Source organism: Heterorhizobium halophytocola, assembly GCF_017873095.1.
Classification (GTDB): Bacteria; Pseudomonadota; Alphaproteobacteria; order Rhizobiales; family Rhizobiaceae; genus Allorhizobium; species Allorhizobium halophytocola.
The window spans coordinates 170,610-192,434 of the sequence record NZ_JAGGJU010000001.1; the positions used below are offsets into that span (position 1 = coordinate 170,610).

Annotated in this window: 22 protein-coding genes; 13 read left to right on the forward strand and 9 right to left on the reverse strand. The window is 62.8% G+C overall.

Translation table 11 applies throughout. The features are described 5' to 3' along the window. The first annotated feature begins 2 nt into the window (after positions 1-2). A complete protein-coding gene (fcl, locus tag J2Z17_RS00830) occupies positions 3-965 on the forward strand; it encodes a GDP-L-fucose synthase (protein ID WP_209941332.1) in 963 nt (320 codons plus the stop codon). Positions 966-997: 32 nt separating this feature from the next. On the opposite strand, the gene J2Z17_RS00835 is transcribed toward fcl, so the two are convergent. From J2Z17_RS00835 to ung, 4 genes are all read right to left on the reverse strand, one after another. Beyond that, the gene (locus J2Z17_RS00835; protein ID WP_209941333.1) at positions 998-1,207 is read right to left on the reverse strand and encodes a hypothetical protein; all 210 of its coding nucleotides are present in this window, start codon (positions 1,205-1,207) and stop codon (positions 998-1,000) included. Between the two features lie 235 nt (positions 1,208-1,442). Continuing rightward, positions 1,443-1,838 carry a DUF1236 domain-containing protein gene (locus J2Z17_RS00840; RefSeq protein ID WP_209941334.1) on the reverse strand — a complete coding sequence of 132 codons (396 nt, stop codon included), beginning with the start codon at positions 1,836-1,838 and terminating at the stop codon, positions 1,443-1,445. Positions 1,839-2,013: 175 nt separating this feature from the next. Beyond that, a complete protein-coding gene (locus tag J2Z17_RS00845) occupies positions 2,014-2,403 on the reverse strand; it encodes a RidA family protein (protein ID WP_209941336.1) in 390 nt (129 codons plus the stop codon). 76 nt (positions 2,404-2,479) lie between these two features. Further along, on the reverse strand, positions 2,480-3,181 hold the full coding sequence (ung, locus tag J2Z17_RS00850) for a uracil-DNA glycosylase (RefSeq protein WP_209941338.1): 702 nt from the start codon (positions 3,179-3,181) through the stop codon (positions 2,480-2,482). A 223-nt stretch (positions 3,182-3,404) separates the two neighbouring features. On the opposite strand from ung, the gene J2Z17_RS00855 reads away from it, so the two are divergent. Further along, the gene (locus J2Z17_RS00855; protein ID WP_209941340.1) at positions 3,405-4,586 is read left to right on the forward strand and encodes a glycosyltransferase; all 1,182 of its coding nucleotides are present in this window, start codon (positions 3,405-3,407) and stop codon (positions 4,584-4,586) included. Between the two features lie 144 nt (positions 4,587-4,730). Here J2Z17_RS00855 and J2Z17_RS00860 read toward each other — a convergent pair whose 3' ends face one another. The 4 genes from J2Z17_RS00860 to J2Z17_RS00875 form a co-directional block, all read right to left on the reverse strand. After that, entirely contained in the window at positions 4,731-5,498 is a 768-nt protein-coding gene (locus J2Z17_RS00860; RefSeq protein ID WP_209941341.1) for an HpcH/HpaI aldolase family protein, read from the reverse strand. Positions 5,499-5,613: 115 nt separating this feature from the next. Then, on the reverse strand, positions 5,614-6,939 hold the full coding sequence (locus tag J2Z17_RS00865; protein WP_209941344.1) for a TRAP transporter large permease: 1,326 nt from the start codon (positions 6,937-6,939) through the stop codon (positions 5,614-5,616). After that, entirely contained in the window at positions 6,939-7,451 is a 513-nt protein-coding gene (locus J2Z17_RS00870; protein ID WP_209941346.1) for a TRAP transporter small permease, read from the reverse strand. The genes J2Z17_RS00865 and J2Z17_RS00870 overlap by 1 nt, the downstream gene beginning before the upstream one ends. A gap of 24 nt (positions 7,452-7,475) precedes the next feature. Beyond that, on the reverse strand, positions 7,476-8,510 hold the full coding sequence (locus J2Z17_RS00875) for a TRAP transporter substrate-binding protein (RefSeq protein WP_209941348.1): 1,035 nt from the start codon (positions 8,508-8,510) through the stop codon (positions 7,476-7,478). Between the two features lie 294 nt (positions 8,511-8,804). Between J2Z17_RS00875 and J2Z17_RS00880 the strand changes: the two genes are divergently transcribed. From J2Z17_RS00880 to J2Z17_RS00925, 10 genes are all read left to right on the forward strand, one after another. Continuing rightward, the gene (locus J2Z17_RS00880) at positions 8,805-9,554 is read left to right on the forward strand and encodes an IclR family transcriptional regulator (protein WP_209941350.1); all 750 of its coding nucleotides are present in this window, start codon (positions 8,805-8,807) and stop codon (positions 9,552-9,554) included. 69 nt (positions 9,555-9,623) lie between these two features. Then, the gene (locus J2Z17_RS00885) at positions 9,624-10,577 is read left to right on the forward strand and encodes a sugar-binding transcriptional regulator (RefSeq protein WP_209941352.1); all 954 of its coding nucleotides are present in this window, start codon (positions 9,624-9,626) and stop codon (positions 10,575-10,577) included. 151 nt (positions 10,578-10,728) lie between these two features. Next, positions 10,729-12,042 carry an ABC transporter substrate-binding protein gene (locus J2Z17_RS00890; protein ID WP_209941355.1) on the forward strand — a complete coding sequence of 438 codons (1,314 nt, stop codon included), beginning with the start codon at positions 10,729-10,731 and terminating at the stop codon, positions 12,040-12,042. Positions 12,043-12,275: 233 nt separating this feature from the next. Then, positions 12,276-13,148 (forward strand): carbohydrate ABC transporter permease, encoded by an 873-nt coding sequence (locus tag J2Z17_RS00895; RefSeq protein ID WP_209941357.1) that lies wholly within the window; start codon positions 12,276-12,278, stop codon positions 13,146-13,148. Between the two features lie 3 nt (positions 13,149-13,151). After that, on the forward strand, positions 13,152-13,991 hold the full coding sequence (locus J2Z17_RS00900) for a carbohydrate ABC transporter permease (protein WP_209941359.1): 840 nt from the start codon (positions 13,152-13,154) through the stop codon (positions 13,989-13,991). A gap of 11 nt (positions 13,992-14,002) precedes the next feature. Continuing rightward, on the forward strand, positions 14,003-15,001 hold the full coding sequence (locus tag J2Z17_RS00905; RefSeq protein ID WP_209941361.1) for an ABC transporter ATP-binding protein: 999 nt from the start codon (positions 14,003-14,005) through the stop codon (positions 14,999-15,001). Beyond that, positions 14,998-15,774, forward strand: a complete 777-nt coding sequence (locus J2Z17_RS00910; RefSeq protein ID WP_209941363.1) for an L-iditol 2-dehydrogenase — start codon at positions 14,998-15,000, stop codon at positions 15,772-15,774. The genes J2Z17_RS00905 and J2Z17_RS00910 overlap by 4 nt, the downstream gene beginning before the upstream one ends. Before the next feature lie 45 nt (positions 15,775-15,819). Further along, positions 15,820-17,301, forward strand: coding sequence for a mannitol dehydrogenase family protein (locus tag J2Z17_RS00915; protein WP_209941365.1), 1,482 nt, complete (start codon positions 15,820-15,822; stop codon positions 17,299-17,301). Beyond that, a complete protein-coding gene (locus tag J2Z17_RS00920; protein WP_245223825.1) occupies positions 17,298-18,023 on the forward strand; it encodes an HAD family hydrolase in 726 nt (241 codons plus the stop codon). The genes J2Z17_RS00915 and J2Z17_RS00920 overlap by 4 nt, the downstream gene beginning before the upstream one ends. Further along, positions 18,023-19,603 carry an FGGY-family carbohydrate kinase gene (locus J2Z17_RS00925; protein ID WP_209941367.1) on the forward strand — a complete coding sequence of 527 codons (1,581 nt, stop codon included), beginning with the start codon at positions 18,023-18,025 and terminating at the stop codon, positions 19,601-19,603. The genes J2Z17_RS00920 and J2Z17_RS00925 overlap by 1 nt, the downstream gene beginning before the upstream one ends. A gap of 86 nt (positions 19,604-19,689) precedes the next feature. Here J2Z17_RS00925 and J2Z17_RS00930 read toward each other — a convergent pair whose 3' ends face one another. Next, positions 19,690-20,442 (reverse strand): SDR family oxidoreductase, encoded by a 753-nt coding sequence (locus J2Z17_RS00930; protein WP_209941368.1) that lies wholly within the window; start codon positions 20,440-20,442, stop codon positions 19,690-19,692. Positions 20,443-20,538: 96 nt separating this feature from the next. Here J2Z17_RS00930 and J2Z17_RS00935 point away from each other — a divergent pair, with 96 nt between their 5' ends. Beyond that, entirely contained in the window at positions 20,539-21,498 is a 960-nt protein-coding gene (locus tag J2Z17_RS00935; protein ID WP_209941370.1) for an AraC family transcriptional regulator, read from the forward strand. The last annotated feature ends 327 nt before the right edge of the window (positions 21,499-21,825 follow it).

Below are 21,825 nucleotides of genomic sequence, written 5' to 3' on the forward strand. Positions count from 1 at the left end.
ATATGAAAATCTTCGTGGCCGGACATCGCGGCATGGTCGGCGGGGCGATCGTCAAGGCACTGGAGGCCCGCGGCACCGACGAACTCGTAACCCGCACCTCGGCGCAACTCGATCTGCGCGAGCAGTCGGCGGTCCGGGAATTCTTTCAGCAGGAAAAGCCCGATGCCGTGATCCTGGCCGCCGCCAAGGTCGGCGGCATTCTGGCCAACAATATCTATCCGGCCGATTTCATCTATGAAAACCTGATGATCGAAGCCAATGTGATCCATCAGGCCTATGCGGCCGGCGTCGAGCGGCTTCTGCAACTCGGCTCCTCCTGCATCTACCCGCAACGGGCGGAACAGCCGATGCGCGAGGATGCTCTGCTGACGGGAACGCTGGAGCCGACCAACGAACCCTATGCCATTGCCAAGATCGCCGGCATCAAGCTGTGCGAGAGCTATAACCGGCAATATGGCACGGATTATCGATCGGTCATGCCGACCAATCTCTATGGCCCCGGCGACAATTTCCACCCGCAGAATTCCCATGTGCTCCCGGCGCTGATCCGACGCCTGCACGAGGCGAAGCTGGAGGGCCGCGACGAGGTTATGATCTGGGGCACGGGCACGCCGCGGCGCGAATTCCTGCATGTCGACGACATGGCGGCCGCCTCGCTCTTCGTCATGGATCTCGAAAAAGCCACCTACGAGCGCGAGACCGCGCCGATGCTCAGCCATATCAATGTCGGTTGCGGTACCGATGTTACCATCCGCGAACTGGCGGAGACCGTGGCAGCGGTCGTGGGTTTCGGCGGCACGCTCGCCTTCGACCCCTCAAAGCCGGACGGCACGCCGCGCAAGCTGATGGATGTGAGCCGGCTCACCCGGCTGGGCTGGCAGGCAACGATTCAACTGGAAGACGGGATCAGGCAAACCTATGCCTGGTTTCTCTCACAGGAAAAGGGTTCGCTCCGCGCGAAGTAATCTCGCGGAACCCGGCAGCGGCGAGCTCGGTCTTAATTCTGCGCGGGCGGGCTGTCGGTTTTGACGCTCTGCTTGGCATCCTTGAGATCGACCGCGATCTTTTCCTGGCTGACGCCGCTGGACGTCCCGAACATGAAATAGGCGGAGATGCCCAGGATGGCGGCGATCAGGATGATCACCATCCAGCCGGCATAGCCGCTGCGGCTACTCTTGTCGTCGAATTCGGCGTTGTCGCTCTGCATCTGATGACCTCGAATTGGCATCCGGCACCAGTGAAGGTGCTGGAATGGCGGGATAACGGGGCCTCTTGGCCATTATACAATATAACTATTAAGCGCTGTGGTGCCAAGACCATGTGCCCCGGCGATAACTGACAATTTGCAAATGGTCGGCAAGCTTGGCCCCGGCGCGGGACTTAGCCTTAGAAAATCGTGAGAGGAGAAGGCCGTGGACCGGCCTTCTCTCCTGATACGGGTCTTAGTAGACGCCGACGACCACATAGGTCTGCGGGTCGACGATAACGCGCTGGTTGTTGACCACGGCGTAGGAATAGGTCGGATCCTGCGGGATCGGGGTCAGAGCGACGGTCTGCGGCAGCGGCTGGCCGACAGCAACCTGCTGCTGGACGACGATGGGCTGCGCCGGAACCGGCTGTTCCTGAACATAGGTGACGACCTTCTGCGGCGGCGGGGCAACAGCGGTACCGGCAATCGCGCCGACCACACCACCCACGGCAGCACCCACGGGACCGCCAACGACGGCACCGGTGACAGCGCCGCCGGCAGCGCCGGTTACGGTGCCTTCCTGGGCCAGAGCTGCACCCGAAAGGGCAGTTGCGAATACGGCGGTAATAGCAATCAGCTTCGTGTTCATGGCGGGGATCCTTTCTCCTCAGTTACCATGGCAAGAAAACATCCGGCTTGATTTTTTGTTCCTGAGCCGCCCGGCAACTATTCGCCATCCCCCGGGGGAAATACTGCGCAACCCGTTAAAACCACTGGGGAATTTTTCAAGAAAAAGTATGGTCGCCCATCAGGAACGGACGCCCTCAAAAGACTTTCGCCGCCGTTACTTCCACCTCCACGAGAAATTCCGGGCGGGTAAAGCCACCTATGACGAGCAAAGTCGAGACTGGCCGCGGCTCTTTCGTGTAACGATCCCGCACCGCCATGTAAGTTTGGAAATCTTCCCTGCGGGTGACGAAGCCGGAAATGCGGATGACGTCCTCGAACCCCATTCCGGCCTCCGTGAGGATTGCCTCGACCGCCTGGAAACAGAGTTCGGCCTGTCCTTCGAGATCGGCCGGTATCGTGTCGTCGGGCTTGATGCCGAGCTGGCCGGAGGTCACCAGCAGGCTGGCACCCGGCGGCACCAGCAGGCCGTGATTGTATTGGCCAAAGGGTTTGCGCACGCTCGGTGGATTGAAGATGGAGGACATCGGGGCTCCCGGAAATCAGGTCAAAAACAGCAGTCAATCTAGTCAGGCAGAGACGGGTCGCGGCGGCAAGAGCGTTTCACGCGCTGTCGGCGTTTGCAGGCAGGCTCCAGTCGATCGGCGCCATCCCGTGCGCCTTAAGAAAGGCATTGGCCTTCGAGAACGGCCGACTGCCGAAAAAGCCGTTATGGGCTGATAGCGGCGACGGGTGGACGGATTTCAACACAAGATGCTTGGTTTGATCGACGAAAGCCGCCTTCTTCTGCGCATAGGCGCCCCAGAGGATGAAGACGACATGCGGCCGCTCGTCGTTGACGTGACGGATAACGGCATCGGTAAACCGCTCCCAGCCGCGCCCCTGATGCGAGGCGGCACGGGCCTGTTCGACGGTCAGCACGCTGTTCAGCAGCAGGACGCCCTGTTTCGCCCAATCCTCCAGAAATCCGTGCGGCGGCGGTGCAAGGTTAAGATCGCTCTTCAATTCCTTGTAGATATTGACCAGCGAGGGCGGCACGCGCACGCCCGGACGCACGGAAAAGCACAGGCCATGCGCCTGTCCCGGACCGTGATAGGGATCCTGACCGAGAATGACGACCTTGACCTGGTCGAGCGGCGTCAGATCGAGTGCGCGAAAATATTCCGCCCCCCTGGGGAAGATCTGTTTTCCCTGCGCCTTCTCGTCCTTCAGAAAGGTCTTCAGCGCCTGCATATAGGGGCTGTCGAATTCGCCGGACAGCGCCTTTTTCCAGCTCTCCTCCAGTTTCACGTCTGTTGTCGTCATCCCTGCCGGCACTCCTTGTGGTGGCGCCCTTGTTGTCCATGGACCCCATGGCGATTGAAAACCAGGGGCCGGCAGAGTCAACCCGAGGCCTTCCGTTTTGCACCCTTTCGCCGGCAGGACGGACAGCAAGGACGCGTGCGCAAGGTCGCCCTGCTGCCCTTGTCACAAAACTGTTTTGGTTCTGGCGTCATATCCGGATCATGCTGAAATCCGAGTCTCGAAAATGATCGGCACACTGACGACCATTCTTCTCCTTGCAGGCGGCGCACAACTGGCCGGCATCGCGATCGCCATCCGCAGGGCGCTCCGGGCCGAAAAAACGGCCGAGATCGAGCCGACCATGCCCCTTCCCCCGGTGAGCATTCTCAGGCCGCTCTGCGGACTGGAAAACCATCTGGAGCAGACTCTGCGCTCCACCTTTCTGCTGGATTGGCCGAGCGGATACGAGATCCTGTTCTGCGTCGAGAGCGACATGGACCCGGCGGCGGCCGTCGCGCGCCGGCTGATCGAGCGCTATCCGCAGCAGCCTGCCCAGTTGCTGGTCGGACAGGATCCGGTCAGCATCAATCCCAAGCTCAACAATCTGGTCAAAGGCTGGCACGCCGCCCGCCACGGCTTCGTCGTCATGGCCGACAGCAATGTGCTGATGCCCGCCGACTATCTGCGCCAGCTGTTTGCCCGATGGCAGGAAGATCGTACCGGCATGGTCTGCTCACCGCCGGTCGGCAGCGCGCCGGACGGTTTTGCTGCCGAGATCGAATGCGCCTGGCTCAACAGCTACCAGGCCCGCTGGCAGCTGGTCGCCGACGAGATCGGCCTCGGCTTTGCCCAGGGCAAGACGATGATGCTGCCACGCGCGCTGCTCGACCGCCATGGCGGGATCGCGCGACTGGCCGACGAGGTGGCCGAAGATGCGGCGGCGACGAAGATCGTGCGCGGCGACGGGCTCAGTGTCCGGCTTGTCACCCGCCCCTTCGCCCAGCCGCTCGGCGCCCGCGAATGGCTGAGCGTGTGGCGCCGCCAATTGCGCTGGGCGCGACTAAGGCGCGCCTCCTTCCCGCTGTTCTTCCTGCCGGAACTGTTTGTCGGCGGCGCGCTGCCGCTGATCGCCGCATTTCTGCTGGCCATGACCGGATCATGGCCCCCCCTTTCGGCGGTCGGTTATGCCGGCCTCTGGTATGGGGCTGAACTCGTGCTGATTGCCAGTTATGGCTGGCCCTTGTCCTGGCGCACGCCGGCGGCCTTGATCCTGCGCGACCTGGCGCTGCCCGCGCTCTGGATATCCGCATGGTTCGGCAACGGGTTCGAATGGCGCGGCAACCGGATGACGGTCAGGGAACCGGCCAACGCACCGCTGTCGGCGACCGCTGCTGCAGCCCGCCAGCCCGAGAGCCTGGCGTCCTGACGCAAGGTCGCGCTCTTCCCGATCAGCCCAACCGCTTTGAAGGCCTGTTTTGCGCTTCTCTTTACCGCGCCCCCTCGGGAGACATGCGCCAGACGCCTTTTCAGTTGGCCGCGCCTCGTCCGCGAAAGCGCCGCACGCCATACATCAACCCTTCGTGCTTGCCAGAAGGTCACGGGCGCCCTTCATCAGCGCGCCGACATCGCTGCCGATGCCGATCATGTCGACCCCGGCATCGACCGCCGCCGCGATCATCGCGGGATCGACGGTCATGATGCCGGCCGGCTTGCCGAGTGCCTTTATCCGCCGGATCGCGTCGATGGCGGCCTCGACCACCTCGGGGGCACCGGGTGTGCTTTTGAGGCCCATGTCGGCCGCCAGATCCGCCGGCCCGATGAACAGCACATCGACATCGGGCACGCTGGCGATCTCCTCAAGACTGGCAATCGCCGCCAGGCTTTCGATCTGCAGGATCAGGCAGATCTGGTCATCGGCCGTGTCGACATAGTCGGCAATCGCCCCGAAGCCGGTCGCCCGCGTCAAAGAGGCGCCGATGCCGCGCACGCCCCGCGGCGGATAGCGGCTGGCGCGGGCGAGATCTTCCGCGACCGCAGCCGTCTCGACCATCGGGATCATCAGTGTCTGGCAGCCGAAATCGAGGGCCTGGCGGACAAGCCGCGGATCGGCGGCCGGCAGCCGGACGATCGGCTGCGCCGGACCGGCGGCCATCGCCTGCACCTGCGAGGCCAGGAGCGGGATATCGTTGGGGCCGTGTTCGCCGTCGATCAGCAGCCAGTCATAGCCGGTGCCGGCACAGAGCTCGGCGACATGCGGCGAGGCGAGCGCCACCCACAGGCCATAGAGCGGCCTGCCCTTGCCGAGTGCGGACTTGAAGCGGTTTTCGGGTGCAGGCATCGGCGGGTCTCCTCCTCGCAATCTCGCGCATGCAGCGTGACGATAGCCATTTGCCGGCCCGACGCAATGCGGCCGTGACGAATACGACCACTCCCAGAGCCCCTACTCCCGAGGCTCAGCCGGTGACCAGATGCGGCAGCCAGAGAGACAGGGCCGGAAAGGCAATCAGGATCGCAAGGCGCAGGATCTCGACCAGGAAGAAGGGCATGACGCCGCGGAAGGTCTCGCGCATCGGCACATCCTTGGCAAGCGCCGAGATGACGAAGACGTTCATCCCGACCGGCGGGGTGATCAGCCCGAGTTCGACGACGATCAGGGCAAGCACGCCGAACCAGATCTTCACGTCGCCCGGATCCATGCCGAGATCGAGTTCGGCCACCACCGGCCAGAAGAACGGCATGACCAGCAGGATCATCGACATCGAATCCATCAAACAGCCGAGGAAGATCAGCGCGATCAGCAGCACGATGACGATGCCCATCGGCGGCAGACCGGAATTGACCATCCAGCTGGCGGCCGCCTGCGGCACGCCGCCGCGCGACATGAAGATCTTCAGCAGTTCGGCACCGAACAGGATTAGGTAGATCATGCCGGAGGTCTTGGCGGTCTCCAGGATCGCCCAGCGATAGTCGGAGAGCTTCACGCCGCGGCGCAGCGTGCCGTAGATCGCCACCAGCGCGACGCCGATGGCGGCGGCCGGTGTCGGATTATAAAAGCCGGCATAGATGCCGCCGATCACCAGCACGAAGATCGCCAGCACCGGGATGACCGAAAGCGTCGCCGCCAGAAACTCGCCCTCGGGCAGCTTTTCCGCCGCGGGGCCGGCCTGCGGGTTGATCCGCACGAAGACGGCGATCGTCAGGATGAACAGGAGGACGGCGATCAGACCCGGGATCAGGGCTGCGGCAAACATCGAGACGATATTGGCCTCGACGATGATCGCGTAGATGACCAGTACGACGGACGGCGGAATGAGGATGCCGAGCAGCCCGCCGGCGGCCAGCGAGCCGGTGGCGAGCGAACCGGAATAATTGTAGCGTTTGAGCTCCGGCAGGGCGACCTGCCCCATGGTCGTCGCGGTCGCCAGCGACGAGCCGCAGACCGCGCCGAAGCCGGCGCAGGCGGCAATCGCCGACATCGCCACCCCGCCGCGCATCCGCCCGAACCAGGCATTGGCGGCGCGGAACAGGTCCTGCGACAGCCCTGCCCTGGTGGCCAGATAGCCCATCAGCACGAACATCGGGATGACCGAGAGATCGTATTTGGAAAACTGGCTGTAGCCCAGCGTCTTCAACTGGTTGAGGAAGATGGCCGGACCATTGAGCGAGATCGTGCCGACCGCGCCGATCAGGATCATCGCATAGGCGATCGGGACGCGCAGCCCGATCAGCACGATGAGGGCGACAAGGCCTATCAGGCCGAGAAAGAGGCTGTGGTCCATTACGTCGTCACATGCTTGGAAGGGGATGCGGTCTGTCGGACATTGTCGATCAGTGACAGCACCGAGGCGATTGCCAGCAGCACCAGCGAAACGATGATCGGGATGAAGGCATAACCGATCTTGATCGAGAGAATCGCCGTCTGGTAGCCGTAGTCGAACTGGTTTTCCATCCCCGCCCAGGTGCGCCAGACCATGACGACGGCAAAGACCAGCGCCAGCAACGAGGCGATGAGTCCGAGTATGCCAAGCGCCCGGGAGCCAAGGCCGCTGGTGAAGATGTCGGCCGTCACATTGGCGTCGGTCATCTGGCAATAGGGCAGGAAGGCAAAGACGGCGACGGCGATGCCGAGTTCGGTCAGCTCGAAATCACCCGGCAACGGCGCCCCGAAGGCGCCCATCACGACGCTTGCCGTCTGCATGGCGACCACGGCCAGAAGCACCACGCCGCCGCACAGCGCCCAGCCGACGATCACGGCACGGACGAGGCCTTCCAGCCCCGTCCGCTTCGACATTGTCGTTTCCTCAGCCATCCGCTCTCACTTCGACGCGTGGGACGCGATCAGTTCGCGGGCCTTCTTGACGAGCATGTCGCCATCGATGCCCTTGCCCTTCACGTCGGCAACCCAGCGGTCGACAACCGGATCGAGCTTGGCCTTGAAGGCATCGGTCTCTTCCGGGGTCAGCTCGATATGCGTGTTGCCGGCGTCGGTCGCGACCTTGATGCCGTTATTGTCGATATTGCGCCAGATCTCGCCGACCTTCTTCACCCAGTCCTCGTTCGAGGCATCGGTGAACGCCTTCTGCACGTCTTCCGGCAGTCCATTCCAGCGGTCGAGATTCATCGACACCTGGAAGGTCGTGTTGCCGAAGCGCGTCATGTCGGCGCCCTCGATCTGGTATTTCGTCTGGTCCTGCAGGCTGAGCGCCGGGATGATCTCCCAGGGGATCAACGCACCGTCGACCACGCCCTTGGACAGCGCCTGCGGCAGGTCCGGCACCGGCATGGCGGCCGGCGAGGCGCCGAGCGCCTCGATCACCCAGGCGCCGGTGCGGGTCGGAATGCGCATCTTCTTGCCGGCGAGATCCTCCGGCTTGCGTACCTCGGCCGAAGCCATCTGGATCGCCTGACCGGCATGGACATGCAGGAAGAGGACCTTCAGGCCCTTGTAGTCGTCGGCCAGATACTCGTCGAACATGTCGCGCATGGCGAGATCGGTGGCGGTGATGTCATTGGTGTGGATGAACGGCAGTTCGAACACTTCGGTGCGCGGAAACAGGCCCGGCGTATAGCCGTTGACCGTCCAGATCAGGTCGACGACGCCGTCGCGCGCCTGGGCGACGAGCTCCGGCGGCGCGCCGCCGAGCGACATCGACGGATAGATCTCGATCTTCACCTTGCCGCCGCTGTTTTCCTCCACGGCCTTGGCCCAGGGCTCCAGCATCTGGGTCTGGGCCGGCGCCTTGGGCCCGAGAAAATGGTGCAGCTTGAAGGTGAATTCCTGTGCGGCAGCCACACCCGACATCAGTGTTGCGATGGCGCCTGCCAGTATAGCGGTCTTGACCAGTTTCATGTTGTTCCCTCCCTTTGGAATAGTTGCCGGAGCCACCTTAAGGTGTTTACCGCAAAAGTCAGCGTATCCGGCACAATCTCACGAAAATATAAGCACTTGCCGATACAGATCCCAGGCCGGCTTCACCTCCTCCAATAGGCTGAACCGACGGGACCGTGAATGGGGCTCCTCTTCCCCGACACCTTGACATTTCACATAGTGATATCTTAATCTCAAATAATATTACATTGTCTGTATGGAGCGTCAAGCGCCGCCTGTCGGTCGGCGACACCTCCGCAACCGTGGCGCGAAATCATGGTAACCCCGTTGAACAACTCGGTGATGAAGGCCTTTGCCATCCTCGATCTGCTCGACGACAGCCGCCAGCAGATCAGCGCCCGGGACGTCGCAGACCTCGTGGGTCTGAATGCCGTTACCGCCCACCGTTTCCTGAAGACGCTGACGGCTACAGGCGTGCTCGTCTCGCCGAAAAAAGGGGTTTTCCGGCTGGGCAACAAGCTTGTGGATTACGGCGAACGGGCCAAGAGCTTCCGCAAGCTCGCCGTCGAGATCCAGCCCTTCCTCAATCGCCTAGCCGACGAGACCGGCGAGAGCGCGATGGCGACCACCTTCGACGGAACGATGATCACCTGCATCGCGGCCGCCCATTCGGACAAGACCTTCCTCTATAACGCCCGCGTCGGCGCGCGCATGGAGGCCTATGCGACGGCCAACGGCAAGCTCTGGCTGGCGTTCAGCGATCCCTCGGCCTGGAAGAGCTATCTTGCGGCAACCGACCTGTCGCCGTTTTCACAGAATACGATCGTCGATCCGGTCCGCCTGCAGGAGGAGCTGGACGAGATCCGCGTGCAGGGCATCGCCTTCAACCGGGCCGAGCGGGAAGACAGTGTGGCGGCGATCGCCATCCCCATCCTGACCGCCGACGGACGCATGATTGCCGGGATGTCGGTCTATGGCCCGACGTCGCATTTCACCGAGGATACCATCCGCAGCGTCCGCTCGAGGCTGGCCAAAACCCATGCCGATATCGTCAGCATCCTTTGACGGCACGCGCGTCTTGCGCGCATTGACACCTGTGAGTGTGCTGGCTACTCGTTGGACGAAGAGGTGATCATGGCACGACGGGTTGGCAGTAGCGGACGCTTGGACGACGCGGCACGCGCCGGCTGGCTATACTATGTTGCGGGCCGGACCCAGGACGAAATCGCAGCCGCCATGGGCATTTCCCGCCAGAGTGCGCAGCGCCTGGTGTCGCTTGCCGTCGCCGAAAAGCTGGTCAAGGTGCGCCTCGACCATCCGATTGCCGAATGCATGGAACTGGCCCAGGCGGTGAAGCAGAAATACGATCTGCGTCAGGTCGAAGTGGTGCCGAGCGACCCGGGATCGGAAACCGGCAATGCCGGCATAGCAGAAGCCGGCGCCGTCGAACTGGAGCGCTGGCTGAAGAAGACCGACCCGATGATCGTCGCGATCGGCACGGGGCGAACGCTGCGCGCCATCATCGACCAGCTCTCGCCGATGGAATGTCCCCAGCACCGGATCGTCTCGCTCACCGGCAATATCAGCCCCGACGGTTCCGCCGCCTATTATAACGTCATCTTCTCGATGGCCGATGCGATCAAGGCGCAGCATTTTCCGATGCCGATGCCGGTCATCGTCTCGTCCAGGGCCGAGCGCGACCTGCTGCACCAGCAGGCGCTGGTGCGCCCGACCATCGCCCTCGGCGCCAAGGCCGATGTCACCTTTGTCGGCATCGGCGAGTTCAACGCCCGCGCGCCGCTGATGCTCGACGGCTTCCTGAAACCCGAGGAAATCGAGATCCTGAGCGAGGCCGGCGTCGTCGGCGAAATCTGCGGCTGGATGTTCGACGAGGACGGCAATCTGGTCGAAAGCCCGGTCAAGGAGCGGATCGCCAGTCTGCCGCTTCCCTCGCGCGAGACGTCCTGCGTCTTCGGCCTGGCCAGGGGCCGGCGCAAGCACGCGGCAATCCGCGCGGCGGTACGGGGTCAGCAGATCAATGCGCTGATCACCGACGAGGATGCGGCGCGTTTTCTGCTCGAAAACTGACCCTAAAATAGATTTTTTATTGATAACTTTCATGGGCTTGCGGTCGCCTTTCGGCACTGCAACACGGAATCCGCATTGACTTTGCGATCTACAAAAGTGAGTAATTGCCCATGAGCAAAGCGATTGCTCATTTCTCTTCTGGGAGGAAGTTATGACTTTCAAGACAATTCTGCTGGGCGCGTGCTCGGTATTGGCCCTGGCTGGTGTAGCCTCGGCTGAAACACTCACCATCGCCACCGTCAACAATGGCGACATGATCCGGATGCAGAAGCTGACGGATGACTTCAAGAAATCCAACCCCGACATCGATCTCGAATGGGTCACGCTGGAAGAAAACGTCCTGCGCCAGAAGGTCACGACCGACATCGCCACCAAGGGTGGACAGTATGACGTTCTGACCATCGGCACCTATGAAGTTCCGATCTGGGCCAAGCAGGGCTGGCTCGTGCCGCTCGACAAGCTCGGCGACGACTATGATGTCGACGACCTTCTGCCGGCCATCCGTTCGGGTCTGACCCAGGACGACAAGCTCTATGCGGCACCGTTCTACGGCGAAAGCTCGATGATCATGTACCGCAAGGACCTGATGGAAAAGGCGGGGCTGACCATGCCCGACAAGCCGACCTGGTCCTTCATTGCCGATGCCGCCAAGAAGATGACGGACAAGGACAATGAAGTCTACGGCATCTGCCTGCGCGGCAAGGCCGGCTGGGGCGAGAACATGGCATTCCTCACCGCCATGTCCAACTCGATGGGCGCACGCTGGTTCGACGAAAACTGGAAGCCCCAGTTCGATCAGCCGGAGTGGAAGGACACGCTCGAAACCTATGTCAACATGATGAAGGAATCGGGTCCTCCCGGCGCTTCGTCCAACGGTTTCAACGAAAACCTCGCTCTGTTCCAGACCGGCAAATGCGGCATGTGGATCGACGCGACCGTGGCTGCGTCCTTCGTGACCAACCCGGCCGATTCCAAGGTCGCCGACAAGGTCGGCTTTGCGCTCGCTCCCCACAAGGACGGCGTAGAGAAGAACGGCAACTGGCTCTGGGCCTGGAACCTCGCCATCCCGGCAGGCTCCAAGAAGGTCGATGCTGCCGAGAAGTTCATCTCCTGGGCAACCTCGAAGCACTACAGCGAACTGGTTGCCGAGAAGGATGGCTGGGCCAACGTACCTCCGGGCACCCGTACTTCGCTGTACGAAAACCCGAAATACCAGGAAGCCGCTCCCTTCGCCAAGATGACGCTCGACAGCATCAACTCGGCGGATCCGAAGAACCCGACGGTCAAGCCGGTCCCCTATACGGGCGTCCAGTTCGTCGCGATCCCGGAATTCCAGGGCATCGGTACGGCCGTGGGCCAGCAGTTCTCCGCAGCGCTTGCCGGCCAGGTTTCGGTCGACCAGGCTCTCCAGAACGCACAGTCGCTCACCACGCGTGAGATGACCAAGGGCGGTTACATCAAGTAATAATCCTCCTCAGATAAGGCACAGGGAAGCTTAAACCCTTCCCTGTCCCAACTGGGGCGGACGCCGGCCCGCCCGAACGCGAACAGCCGACGACCGCCCCATTTTCTTTTTTGCAGTATTCAAAAGGCCGGATCGGCTGCGGTGCCGGGAAGGTGCAAGGGTCGCCTGTTTTGTCCGCGACCTCGCGCAAACCGCGGCCTCATCAACAGCTGATGGCGAAAGGCGCAGTCCCTATGGCGACCACCCACACACATTCTGCGGCACGTCTGATGATGGCACCGTCCGTGCTTCTGCTACTGGCATGGATGATCGTGCCCCTGGCGATGACGATCTATTTCTCGTTCCTGCGATACAATCTGCTGATGCCCGGCATGGAAGAATTTGCCGGCTTCACGAACTACAAGTACTTCCTGACCGATCCGGCCTTCTTCGCCGCTCTGAAGAACACGCTGATCCTGGTGGGCTCCGTGCTCGCCATCACCGTGATCGGCGGCATTGCCCTCGCCCTGCTGCTCGACCAGCCGATGTTCGGCCAGGGTATTGTGCGTATTCTCGTCATAGCGCCCTTCTTCATCATGCCGACCGTGTCGGCGCTGGTGTGGAAGAACATGCTGATGAACCCGGTCAACGGGCTGTTTGCCTGGATCGCCAAATCGCTGGGCATGCAGCCGATCGACTGGCTCGCCACGGCGCCGCTGACCTCGATCATCATCATCGTTGCCTGGCAGTGGCTGCCATTTGCCACGCTGATCATCTTCACCGCGCTGCAGTCGCTCGATGAGGAGCAGAAGGAAGCCTCCGAAATGGATGGCGCCGGGCCGATCTCCAAGCTGGTCTACATCATCCTGCCGCATCTTTCGCGTGCGATGACCGTGGTCGTGCTGATCGAGACCATCTTCCTGCTCTCCGTCTTTGCCGAAATCCTCGTCACCACCAATGGCGGTCCCGGCACGCAGAGCACCAATCTAACCTATCTGATCTACGCCCAGGCCCTGTTGCAGTTCGACGTGGGTGGCGCATCGGCAGGCGGTATCGTCGCCGTCATTCTCGCCAACATCGTCGCCTTCTTCCTCATCCGCCTGATCGGCAAGAATCTGGAGAGCTGAACCATGGCACGCGCAATCTCAACCCGCAGAAAGGTCGTATGGACCGGTCTCGCCTGGCTCATCGGTTTCCTGATCTTCTTCCCGATCCTCTGGACGTTCCTGACCAGCTTCAAGACCGAGGGCGAGGCGATTGCCTCTCCCCCCTCCTTCCTGTTCTTCCGCTGGACGCTGGAAAACTATCACGACATCCTGACCAGCACCCGTGGCGAGACCTATTTTCATTACTTCATGAACTCGGTCATCATCTCGGTCGGCTCGACCGTCTGCGGCCTGATCATCGCGATTCCGGCAGCCTGGGCCATGGCGTTTTCGCCGACCAAGCACACCAAGGACGTGCTGATGTGGATGCTGTCGACCAAGATGCTGCCGCCGGTCGGCGTTCTGGTGCCGCTCTACATCATCTTCCGGGACCTCGGCCTGCTCGACAGCCGGATCGGACTGGTGATCGTGCTCACCCTGATCAACCTGCCGATCATCGTCTGGATGCTCTACACCTACTTCAAGGAAATCCCCGGCGAGATCCTCGAGGCGGCCCGCATGGACGGTGCATCGCTGATGAAGGAAATCATCTACGTCCTTACCCCGATGGCCGTTCCCGGCATTGCCTCGACGCTTCTGCTGAACGTCATCCTGGCCTGGAACGAAGCCTTCTGGACGCTCAACCTGACGACCTCGAAAGCGGCTCCGCTGACGGCGTTCATTGCCTCCTACTCCAGCCCCGAAGGCCTGTTCTATGCCAAGCTCTCGGCGGCATCGACCATGGCAATTGCCCCGATCGTCATTCTCGGCTGGTTCAGCCAAAAGCAACTCGTACGCGGCCTCACATTCGGCGCTGTTAAGTAAGGAAAACGACAATGGGCAGCATCAAGCTTGAAAAAGTTTCCAAGTCCTTCGGCGAGGCCGTCGTCATCCCCTCGCTCGACCTCGAGATCAACAATGGCGAGTTCTGCGTCTTTGTCGGCCCGTCGGGTTGCGGCAAGTCCACCCTTCTGCGCCTGATCGCCGGTCTGGAAGACGTCTCTGGCGGCCGGATCCTGATCGACGGCAAGGACGCCACAGACCTCCAGCCGTCGCAGCGCGGCCTGGCCATGGTGTTCCAGTCCTACGCCCTTTATCCGCATATGAGCGTCCGCTCCAATATCGGCTTCCCGCTGAAGATGGCTGGCGTGGAGAAGGCCGAAATCGATCGCAAGGTCGAAGACGCAGCCAAGATCCTCAATCTCACCGACTACCTGGAGCGCAAGCCGCGCCAGCTGTCGGGCGGCCAGCGCCAGCGCGTCGCCATCGGCCGGGCAATCGTGCGCTCGCCGGAATGCTTCCTGTTCGACGAACCGCTGTCGAACCTGGATGCGGCGCTGCGCGTCAACATGCGTCTCGAAATCACCGAACTGCACCACAAGCTCGGCGCCACCTCGATCTACGTGACCCACGACCAGGTCGAAGCCATGACCATGGCCGACAAGATCGTCGTGCTCAACAAGGGCAATATCGAGCAGGTCGGCTCGCCGCTGGAGCTCTATCACAGCCCGCGCAACCTCTTCGTCGCCGGCTTTATCGGCTCGCCGAAGATGAACCTGCTGTCGGGTGAGACGGCGCAGAAATTCGGCGCCCCCACCGTCGGCATCCGCCCCGAGCACGTGACGCTGTCGACCACCGAAGGCGCCTGGAAGGGCAAGGTCGTCGTCGCCGAACATCTGGGCTCCGACACCTTCCTGCATATCGATATCGACGGCATCGGTCAGATCACGGCCCGCGCCAGCGGCGAAATTCCGGTCCGTCACGGCGATACCGTCTATGTCACCCCGGACGAAGAGCGCCTCCACCGCTTCGACGACAAGGGCATGGCGAAATGAGCGGGCGCCTCGACGGGAAATCGGCGCTTATTACAGGTGCCGCCCGCGGGATCGGGCGGGCTTTCGCCCAGGCCTATGTCGCGCAAGGCGCCACCGTTGCCATCGCCGACATCAATTTCGAGCGTGCCAGCCAGACGGCGGCCGAAATCGGTGACGCGGCCTATCCGGTGCTGCTTGACGTGCGCGAACAGGCCTCGATCGATGCGGCGATCAAGGTGGTCGAGGAGCGCACAGGCGGCCTCGATATCCTGATCAACAACGCCGCCCTCTTCGATCTGGCGCCGATCACCGAGATCAGCCGCGAGAGCTATGAGCGGCTGTTCTCGATCAATGTCTCGGGCACGCTGTTCATGATGCAGGCTGCGGCGAAATCGATGATCGCCCGCGGCAAGGGCGGCAAGATCATCAACATGGCAAGCCAGGCCGGCCGCCGCGGCGAGGCGCTCGTCGCGATCTACTGCGCCACCAAGGCCGCCGTGATCTCGCTCACCCAGTCGGCGGGTCTGAACCTGATCGAGCATGGCATCAACGTCAACGCCATCGCCCCCGGCGTCGTCGACGGCGAGCACTGGGAAGGCGTCGACGCGCTGTTTGCCAAATATGAAAACCGTCCTATCGGCGAGAAGAAGAAGCTCGTCGGCGAGGCGGTCCCCTTCGGCCGGATGGGAACGGCCGAGGATCTGACCGGCATGGCCGTTTTTCTTGCCAGCGCCGACGCGGACTACATCGTCGCCCAGACTTACAATGTCGACGGCGGCAACTGGATGAGCTGAGCGGCCGTCCCGGACCCCCAACCTCATCAATCGAGGAAGACCAACATGACCTGCAAGCTTTCGCTCGCAACCCTGGATGAAGCGGCCAAGACGGCGTCGGTGCCAACCTACAAGCGCGACGACCTGTCGCCCGGCATCCTTCATTTCGGCGTCGGCAATTTTCACCGCGCCCATCAGGCGATCTACCTGCACGAACTCTTCAACGCCGGTCGCGACCACGACTGGGCGATCGTCGGCGCCGGCGTCATGCCGAGCGACGGCAAGATGAAGGAAAAGCTGGCCGCCCAGGATTACCTCACCACCGTGGTCGAACAGGACAACAATCGCTCTTCGGCCACCGTCACCGGCCCGATGATCGACATGATTGCGGCACCTGACTTCGACCAGATCATTGCCACCCTTGCGGACCCGGCGATCCGAATTGTCTCGCTTACGATCACCGAGGGTGGCTACTTCATCGACCCGGCAACCGGCAAGTTCGACCCGACCCATCCGGCCATGGCAGCGGATGCCGCAACGCCCGACCAGCCGAAAAGCGTCTTCGGCCTGATCATCGCCGGCCTGAAGAAGCGCCGCGAGGCGGGGCTTGCGCCGTTCACCGTCATGTGCTGCGACAACATTCCCGGCAACGGCGAAGTGACGGAAGCAACCGTGGTTGGCCTGGCCGAAATGTCGGATGCCGGCTTCGCCCACTGGATCCACGAAAACGTCTCCTTCCCCAACGCCATGGTCGACCGCATCACGCCGGCAACCGGCGAGCGCGAACTGACGATCACCCGCGACACCTACGGCATCGACGACAACTGGCCGGTGTTCTGCGAGGAGTTCAAGCAGTGGGTGCTGGAAGACAAGTTCACGCTCGGCCGTCCGGCGCTGGAAGAAGTCGGCGTCACCTTCGTCGATGACGTTGCGCCCTACGAGCTGATGAAGCTGCGTATCCTCAACGGCGGCCATGCGGCGATCGCCTATCCGGCAGCGCTGATGGACATCCACTTCGTCCATGAGTCCATGGAAAACGATCTGATCCGCGCCTTCCTCGCCAAGCTGGAGAAGGAAGAGATCATCCCGATCGTGCCGCCGGTGCCGAACACCAGCCTGGACGAGTATTTCGACCTGATCGAGCGCCGCTTCCTCAACCCGAAGATCGGCGACACGATCCCGCGGCTGGCCCAGGACGGGTCCAACCGCCAGCCGAAATTCATCCTGCCGTCGACCGCCGACCGTCTGGCCAAGGGCCTCGACGTCCAGGGTCTGGCACTGGTCTCGGCGCTCTGGTGCCGCTATTTCGAAGGCAAGTCGGACAGCGGCAAGGACATCGTCTTCAACGATCCGAATGCCGACCGCATCCATGCGGCGGCCGTGAAGTCGCAGTCCGATCCGCTGGCCTTCCTGGAACTGAAGGACATCTTCGGCAGCGTCGGCACCAACCCGGCCTTCACCAAGCGCTTCGTCGAGGCGCTGACAAGCCTGCGTTCGGTCGGCACGGCGAAGACCCTGACGCTCTACCTCGAAGGGAAACTCGGCTGACATTCCAGGGCGCACCTGCAGCGGTCGATGAGCGACCGCTCATCATCTTCGATTGCGACGGCGTTCTCGTCGACAGTGAGCCGATTTCGCTCACCGTACTGGTCGAGATGCTGACCGCTGCAGGTCTCGCCATGGACGAACAGCGCGCGGCCGAGCTTTTCCTCGGCCGCAGCCTTTCCTCGACGATCGCGATCGCGCGGGAACAGTTCGGCGTGCATATCGACGACGGCTTCCTGCATCAGATGCGCACCAAGCTCTACAGCCGGTTCCACGAGGAACTGAAGCCGATCGACGGTATTGCCGACGCCTTGCAGGCACTTGAGGACAACGATATCGACTGGTGCGTCGCCTCCTCGTCGCAGCCGGAGCGCATCCGCCTGTCGTTGACGATCACCGGCATCCTGCCGCGCTTTGCGCCGCAGATCTTTTCCGCCACCATGGTCGAGCATGGCAAGCCGGCGCCCGATCTGTTTCTGCATGCCGCGCGCGAAATGCACCACGATCCCGCCCGCTGTACCGTCATCGAGGACAGCCCGGCCGGGATCACGGCGGCCCGTGCCGCCGGCATGCGGGTTTTCGCCTTTACCGGTGGCGGCCATGCCCAGGCCCCTGCCCTGCGGGAAGCGGTTGGTAAGCTTAATGCCGATCTCTCGTTTGACGCGATGGGGGATTTGCTCCACCTTGTCCGCCAAAACGACCAAAGGGACGGACAACACCCGTAATGCGCGATCATCTTATTGCCGTCGATGTCGGAACCGGCAGCGCGCGCGCCGGTGTGGTGACGCGCGACGGCCAGCTTCTGGCACGCCGCGAGCACCCGATCGAGATGCGCGTCGAGGGTGACGATATTGCCGAATATTCCTCCGAGGAGATCTGGAGCGCCACGGCCATTGCCGTGCGCACCACGCTGACGGCAGCCGGCATCACGCCGGACCGGATTGCCGCGATTGCCTTCGACGCCACCTGCTCGCTCGTCCTGCGCGACACCGAGGGTGCGCCGCTGGTCCTCAACCCCGAGGGCGCCCATGCCTTCGACACCATCGCCTGGCTCGACCACCGCGCCATCGGCGAGGCGGATGAGGTGAGCGCCACCCGCCACCCCGTGCTGTCCCATTCCGGCGAACTGATCTCGCCGGAAATGCAGATCCCCAAGCTGATGTGGCTGAAGCGGCATCGGCCGGATCTGTGGACCCGAGCCGGCCATTTCTTCGACCTCGCAGACTTCCTGACGTGGAAGGCAAGCGGCAGCACCGCCCGGTCGCTCAACACGCTCAGCTCGAAATGGACGTTTCGCTCGCACGAGAAGACCGGCTGGGCGACGGATTTCCTGGCGGCCACAGGGCTTGAAGACCTGATCGAGAAGGGCGGACTGCCGCAAACGGCGGTCGCGGTCGGCCATGCCGTCGGCCATCTGACGATCCGGGCTGCGGCCGAACTCGGGCTCGATCCCGGCATTCCCGTCGCAGCCGGGATGGTCGATGCCTATGCCGGCGCGCTTGGCGTTCTGGGACCTGCGGCCAGCGATCCCGACCAGCTGGCACGTCAGGCGGCGCTGATCGGCGGCACGTCGAGCTGCCTGATCAGCTTTGCGCCGGAACCGCATTTCGGGCGCAGCCTCTGGGGCCCGTTCAAGGATGCCGTCATTCCAGATCAATGGCTGGTGGAGGCGGGACAGTCGGCCACCGGCGGGCTGCTGAACCATCTGATCCGCATCCATTCCGCCGGCGGCGAACCGACCACCGACAAGCACCAGACGATCATCGCGAGGATCCGGGACCTGCGTGCCATCGAAGGAGCGGCCTTTGCCGCGCGGCTGAATGTCCTGCCGGATTTCCACGGCAATCGCTCGCCTTTTGCCGATCCCTCGATGTATGGCGTGATCTCCGGCCTCACGCTCGACCCCTCGTTCGACGGGCTCTGCCGGATCTACTGGCGCGCCTGCGTGGCGATCGCGCTTGGCCTGCGCCAGATCCTCGACCACATGCGCGAGCGCGGCTTTACGCCCGAGCGGCTGCACCTGACCGGTGGCCATGTGAAGAACCCGCTGCTCGTCGAACTCTATGGCGACGTGACCGGCTGCGACCTCATGCTGCCGAAGACCGATGACGCCGTGCTGATCGGCAATGCGATCAACGCGGCCATGGCAGGCGGACTATATGGCAGCCTTGCCGAAGCCGGTGCGGCGATGATCCCCGAGCCTGCCATCCGCAAACCCGACCCCGCGACACGCCCGCGCTATGACCGGGACTATGCCCGCTTCAAGGCGATGCAGCGGCACCGCGCCGAACTGGACGCGATGTAGTCCGGCTCACCGGGGGGAGAACCTCGCAGTCTTCGCGCTCCCCCGTCGAGGGCGGCGGAGCGCCGCCAGCCCTTCAAATGCGGCACTTACTGCCCGGCCTCGGCCATCCAGAGTTCGGCATCGGCGCCCCCCGGGATGCGCAGGGATGCGGTCGGATCGGTCGCGGCCTTCCAGACGGCTTCCGCCACGTCAGGCGCATGCGTGATCGGTCCACTGTCGCTCTGCACCGTCTCCACGAAGGACTGGAGTAGTGGTGCATAGTCGGGATCGTCCATTCCCCGCAGGTGCGGCCGCGCATTCGCGCCGAATTGGGTCTCGGGCGAGCGCCCCGGCAGCACGATATGGACCCGAACACCGAACGGCTGCATCTCGATTGCGAGCGACTCCGTCAGCGCATTGACCGCAGCCTTGCTCGCGCGATAGACGCCGATCACCGGCAGGGGTTTGAGGGTCACGGAGGATGTGACGTTGACCACGACGCCTGACCGCCGCTTGCGCATTTGCGGCAGAACCGCCTGCGTGACGGCAAGGGTGCCGATCGTGTTGGTCTCGAACAGAGCTTTTATGGTTTCCGGCGCGGTCAGCTCGATCGGCGCTGGCGCGCCGAAGCCGGCATTGTTGACCAGCACATCGATAGTGCCAGCCTCCTCGACCGCAAACGCAATGCTGGCCGTGTCGGTAACGTCGAGTGCGAGAATGCGCAGGCGCTCGTGGACGGGCAGCTGCGATGCGTCGGGCCTGCGCATGGTAGCGATGACCGACCAGCCCCGATCGAGAAAGAGCTTTGCCGTCTCGAGACCGAAACCCGACGAGCAACCGGTGATCAATATGTTAGGCATGACTATCTCCTTGTTTCGTTATGCACCAAGGCTAGCGGCGGAGGTGAAGACTTCCTATAGTTCAGGATCCACGTTTCTTTTGCCAAAGTCCTGATCATGACCATTGACCCATTGACCGAGATCGTCACGCTGCTTCAGCCCCGAGCACGCTTTTCCAAGTTTGTGGAGGGCGCAGGGCACTGGAGGGTCCACCGCCCGGCACTGGGTGAACCCTTCTATTGCGCGGTGCTGGAAGGCCGCTGCCGCATGATCTTCGGCGGCAAGCAGACCCTTGTTCTGGAGGCCGGCGACTTCGTTCTGGTCCCGGCCATGCAGGATCTCGTCAACGAAAGCCTTGAGGCCCCCGACGACCTCGAGGCGACCGCTCCGACCCGTCTCGCGGAGGGGCATTTCCGGATCGGCCGGCAGGACGGCCTGCCGGACATGCGCGCGCAGATCGGGCACTGCCAGTTCGGTTCACCGGATGCCGCCCTGCTGGTCTCGCTGCTGCCCGATATCGTGGTGGTGCGCGCAGAGCCGCGGCTTGCCACGCTGATGGAGCTGGTCAATGACGAGACGCGCGCAGGCAGGCAGGCGCGGGAACTCGTCCTGGAGCGGCTGCTGGAGGTGCTGCTGATCGAGGCGCTGCGCTCCGGTGCGGCTGGGTCCGGTGCACCCGGTCTTACCCGCGGCCTTGCCGACGAAAGGCTCGCCCCGGCGCTACACGCGCTGCACGCGCGGCCGGACCATGCCTGGACGGTCACCGAACTGGCAGGCGAAGCCGCCCTGTCACGCTCGGCTTTCTTCGCCCGCTTCAGCCGCATTGTCGGTATCGCGCCAATGGAATATCTGCTGGCCTGGCGGATGGCACTCGCCAAACGGCTTCTGCGGGACGACGGCTCGACGGTCCAGGAAATCGCCGAGCGGGTCGGCTACGGTTCGGCCAGCACTTTCACGACCGCCTTTTCCCGTCACACCGGCATGCCGCCTGCCCGCTATGCGCGGCTGAACGGCAGGAATTCTGCTGAAGACATGTTCCCGCCGTCTGAACTCGCGACGGAACAGGTGGCCTTCTGATCATTGCCTGCAGCCCACCGGGCCGCCGGTTCCGCGCGGGCCGCTGCTGATGCCTTGCAAGTAGCTGGAACGTCAATGGCAATGACTTCAATGACAATGACTGGTGCCGGCCTTGCGATCCATGTGGCAGCATTGGCCGGGCGGAGAATTTTTCCGGCAGCCGCCCCCATGCGCCCAGGAGGACGAAACAGCCGCACAGCACAGCATCGCGATTATCCCCATGCGAATTTTCATAGTCTATCCCCTCGCAACCCGTGGTGAGGAGAGCATGCGAGGGATCGCAAATCTACATATTTCTAAAATAATACATTCGTTTCCGGCTCCAAA

Bases quoted from the DNA above. Each gene is read 5' to 3' on its own strand.
- fcl (WP_209941332.1), top strand. From the start codon at position 3: ATGAAAATCTTCGTGGCCGGACATCGCGGCATGGTCGGCGGGGCGATC.
- J2Z17_RS00835 (WP_209941333.1), bottom strand. From the start codon at position 1,207: ATGCAGAGCGACAACGCCGAATTCGACGACAAGAGTAGCCGCAGCGGC.
- J2Z17_RS00840 (WP_209941334.1), bottom strand. From the start codon at position 1,838: ATGAACACGAAGCTGATTGCTATTACCGCCGTATTCGCAACTGCCCTT.
- J2Z17_RS00845 (WP_209941336.1), bottom strand. From the start codon at position 2,403: ATGTCCTCCATCTTCAATCCACCGAGCGTGCGCAAACCCTTTGGCCAA.
- ung (WP_209941338.1), bottom strand. From the start codon at position 3,181: ATGACGACAACAGACGTGAAACTGGAGGAGAGCTGGAAAAAGGCGCTG.
- J2Z17_RS00855 (WP_209941340.1), top strand. From the start codon at position 3,405: ATGATCGGCACACTGACGACCATTCTTCTCCTTGCAGGCGGCGCACAA.
- J2Z17_RS00860 (WP_209941341.1), bottom strand. From the start codon at position 5,498: ATGCCTGCACCCGAAAACCGCTTCAAGTCCGCACTCGGCAAGGGCAGG.
- J2Z17_RS00865 (WP_209941344.1), bottom strand. From the start codon at position 6,939: ATGGACCACAGCCTCTTTCTCGGCCTGATAGGCCTTGTCGCCCTCATC.
- J2Z17_RS00870 (WP_209941346.1), bottom strand. From the start codon at position 7,451: ATGTCGAAGCGGACGGGGCTGGAAGGCCTCGTCCGTGCCGTGATCGTC.
- J2Z17_RS00875 (WP_209941348.1), bottom strand. From the start codon at position 8,510: ATGAAACTGGTCAAGACCGCTATACTGGCAGGCGCCATCGCAACACTG.
- J2Z17_RS00880 (WP_209941350.1), top strand. From the start codon at position 8,805: ATGGTAACCCCGTTGAACAACTCGGTGATGAAGGCCTTTGCCATCCTC.
- J2Z17_RS00885 (WP_209941352.1), top strand. From the start codon at position 9,624: ATGGCACGACGGGTTGGCAGTAGCGGACGCTTGGACGACGCGGCACGC.
- J2Z17_RS00890 (WP_209941355.1), top strand. From the start codon at position 10,729: ATGACTTTCAAGACAATTCTGCTGGGCGCGTGCTCGGTATTGGCCCTG.
- J2Z17_RS00895 (WP_209941357.1), top strand. From the start codon at position 12,276: ATGGCGACCACCCACACACATTCTGCGGCACGTCTGATGATGGCACCG.
- J2Z17_RS00900 (WP_209941359.1), top strand. From the start codon at position 13,152: ATGGCACGCGCAATCTCAACCCGCAGAAAGGTCGTATGGACCGGTCTC.
- J2Z17_RS00905 (WP_209941361.1), top strand. From the start codon at position 14,003: ATGGGCAGCATCAAGCTTGAAAAAGTTTCCAAGTCCTTCGGCGAGGCC.
- J2Z17_RS00910 (WP_209941363.1), top strand. From the start codon at position 14,998: ATGAGCGGGCGCCTCGACGGGAAATCGGCGCTTATTACAGGTGCCGCC.
- J2Z17_RS00915 (WP_209941365.1), top strand. From the start codon at position 15,820: ATGACCTGCAAGCTTTCGCTCGCAACCCTGGATGAAGCGGCCAAGACG.
- J2Z17_RS00925 (WP_209941367.1), top strand. From the start codon at position 18,023: ATGCGCGATCATCTTATTGCCGTCGATGTCGGAACCGGCAGCGCGCGC.
- J2Z17_RS00930 (WP_209941368.1), bottom strand. From the start codon at position 20,442: ATGCCTAACATATTGATCACCGGTTGCTCGTCGGGTTTCGGTCTCGAG.
- J2Z17_RS00935 (WP_209941370.1), top strand. From the start codon at position 20,539: ATGACCATTGACCCATTGACCGAGATCGTCACGCTGCTTCAGCCCCGA.